This window comes from Kaistella sp. (assembly GCF_032060305.1).
In the GTDB taxonomy this organism is placed as follows: domain Bacteria; phylum Bacteroidota; class Bacteroidia; order Flavobacteriales; family Weeksellaceae; genus Kaistella; species Kaistella yananensis.
This window is the reverse complement of record NZ_DAMBHK010000102.1, coordinates 1-2,944: the sequence shown is the minus strand read 5'-3', so window position 1 is coordinate 2,944 and position 2,944 is coordinate 1. Positions and strand designations below refer to the sequence as shown.

General features: G+C 40.1%; 2 protein-coding genes. Both read right to left on the bottom strand.

Annotated elements, in window-relative coordinates; all coding sequences use genetic code 11:
* Window positions 1-2,381 (bottom strand): 3-hydroxyacyl-CoA dehydrogenase/enoyl-CoA hydratase family protein (locus V5N63_RS10955; RefSeq protein ID WP_332033976.1); only part of this gene is annotated, 2,381 nt, incomplete at its 3' end.
* A gap of 43 nt (window positions 2,382-2,424) precedes the next feature.
* A complete protein-coding gene (locus V5N63_RS10950) occupies window positions 2,425-2,883 on the bottom strand; it encodes a MarR family winged helix-turn-helix transcriptional regulator (RefSeq protein ID WP_332033975.1) in 459 nt (152 codons plus the stop codon).
* Window positions 2,884-2,944 lie beyond the last annotated feature (61 nt).

The following is a 2,944-nucleotide window of genomic DNA, read 5'->3' as shown; positions in this document are numbered from 1 at the left end:
GGTTTTCCGTTTTGTAGCATGTACTGAATTCTTTCTAAAGTCTTTCTTTCGCCGCAAAGCTGTAAGAATGTTTCTCTTTCAAGATTCAATAGATATTGTTCTGTTACAACAGTTGGTTCAGAAAGATTTCCTCCGACCAAAACGTTGGCCAATTTGTCGGCAATCAGTTTGTCGTGTGCGGAAATGAATTTTCCGGTCAGCATCTGGTCTGTTCCAACGTAGAACATACCCAATGCGTCTTTACCTAAAACTTTCACTTTCTGTTCAATCGGTTGCGTGTAACCTTGGTCAGCCATCAGTTTTGCTACTTTTTTAGCTTCAAGAATCTGCGTGTTTTTGTTTACTACTACAATGTCTTTATGGTTTTCTAAAATTCCCATATCGTAAGCTTCGTAAGCTGATGTTGCTACTTTACCCATTGCAATGTTCATGAAGGCGTCACGAAGACGGTTATTCTTAACATCGTCACTGTGGAATTCTCTTGAAGTTCTTAATGCAAACTCTTTAGTACCACCACCACCAGGAATTACTCCAACGCCGGTTTCAACAAGACCGATGTAAGTTTCAGCTGCTGCAACCACTTTATCAGCGTGCATTGTCATTTCGCAACCACCGCCCAAAGTCATTCCGTGCGGAGCAACTACAACAGGAATTGAAGAGTAACGAACTCTCATCATGGATTTCTGGAAGTAAGCGATCGCCATATTCAAATCGTCCCAATCCTGTTCGATCGCCATCATCAGAATCATGGCTAAATTTGCTCCAACAGAGAAATTAGCTCCCTGATTACCGATTACCAAACCGTCGTATTCTTTTTCAGCCAAGTCGATTGCTCTGTTCAGACCATCTAAAACTTCACCGCCTAAGGAATTCATTTTGGAACGGATCTCGAAATTGATGATTCCGTCGCCTAAATCCTGAATGGCAGAACCTGAATTGCTCCAAAGTGTTTTGTTTTTTCTGATATTATCAAGAATGATAAATGCTTCTTGTCCCGGAATATTGCAGTAGTTTCCTGAGTTTTTGTCAAAGAAAATACTCTGCCCTTCGTCATTAACTTTATAGAACGTTTCAACATTTTTAACCCAGTCAGAAACTTCGTAACCGGCTTCTTTAGCCAGTTCGGTTCCTTTTTGAACGCCTACTGCATCCCAAATCTCGAACGGTCCGTTTTCCCAGCCGAAACCTGCGCGCATTGCATCGTCGATTTTATATACTTCGTCAGAAATTTCCGGAACTTTGTGTGACACGTAAGCGAAAAGTGCTCCTAAAGATTTTCTGTACAATTCGCCGGCTTTGTCTTTTCCACCAATCAGCACTTTGAAACGGTCGATCGGTTTGTCGATGTTTTTAGTCAGTTCAAGGGTAGGGAAGCTTGATTTGCCCTGAAGTTCGTACTCCATGGTATTGAGGTTCAGGCCGTGGATTTCGGATTTTCCTTCTGCATTCTTAACTTTCTTGTAGAAACCCTGCTGCGATTTGGAACCTAACCAGTTATTATCCACCATTTTCTGGATGTATTCCGGAAGTGAAAATACGTTGTTGAAATCATTGGCTTCAACACCGCTTTCGCGGACACCGTTGGCCACGTGAACCAAAGTATCCAAACCAACCACATCTGCAGTTCTGAACGTCGCAGATTTCGGACGGCCGATTACCGGACCTGTCAGTTTATCGATATCGGTAACATTTAAACCTAACTCTTTTACTTCATGCAAAAGGTTCATCATGGAGAAAACACCGATTCTGTTGGCGATAAATGCAGGTGTGTCTTTTGCTAAAACTGTAGTCTTCCCAAGAAATTTAGCCCCAAAATCCATATAGAATTTAGCGATTTCCGGATCTGTTTCCGCAGTTGGAATCACTTCCAGCAGCGGTAAATATCTTACGGGATTGAAAAAGTGCGTTCCTGCGAAATGTTTTTTGAAATCCTCGCTTCTTCCTTCAATTAAGAAGTGGATGGGAATTCCGGAAGTGTTGGAAGATACCAGAGTTCCGGGTTTTCTGAACTGTTCAATCTTTTCGTAAACTGATTTTTTGATGTCGAGTCTTTCAACCACCACTTCAATAATCCAGTCGGTGTTTTTGATTTTTTTAAGATCATCATCGAAATTTCCAACGGTGATCCGGTCGGCAAATTTCGGGGAGTAGAGTAGTGCCGGGCTTGCTTTCTTCAATTTCTCGAAATTTTCAGCGGCAATTCTGTTTCGTACGGCTTTGTCTTCTTTGGTTAAGCCTTTTTTCTGTTCAGCTTCCGTAAGTTCAAAGGGAACAATATCGAGCAGAAGCACTTCAACACCAATATTGGCAAAGTGTGCTGCAATACCCGAACCCATTATTCCTGAACCAAGAACCGTAACATGTTTGATTCTTCTTTTCATCTCTAAAATTTTAGTTATTTTTTGCAGAGGCAACCTTTCGGTTTCATGCTTTATTTTTATTGTTTAAGTCGTTTGCGGTTTTTAGAATATCCTGCATTACTTCCTTGAAAATTTCCATTTTCTCTGCAGAAATTTTTTCAACTACTTTTTTATTGAAATTCACCACCACTTCTTTTGAAAGGTTTCTGCTGTTCAGCCCTTTATCGGTTAGTTTGATGATGACCTCTCTTTTATCGGTTGGCGTTTTTTCTTTGTAGATATAGCCGTTATCTTCTAAAAGTTTGATGATTCTTGTTAAAGAGGTAGGTTCAATGGCCATTTTAGGACCTAAATTGGTACTTCTGGTTCCTTCTTTCGGATCGATTTTTAAAAGGGTAAGTGCTTGAACAGCAGTAGCATCGTGATCCTGTGCAAATTCAGAATACATTTTTGAAACTGCGAGCCAGGTAGACTTTAAAATCAGGTCAATATTTTCAACTCTTTCAATATTTTTGTGTTCCATTGTGTTATAAGTTGTGATTTACACAAATATAACAAAAAATACTATGCATGCATAGTATTTT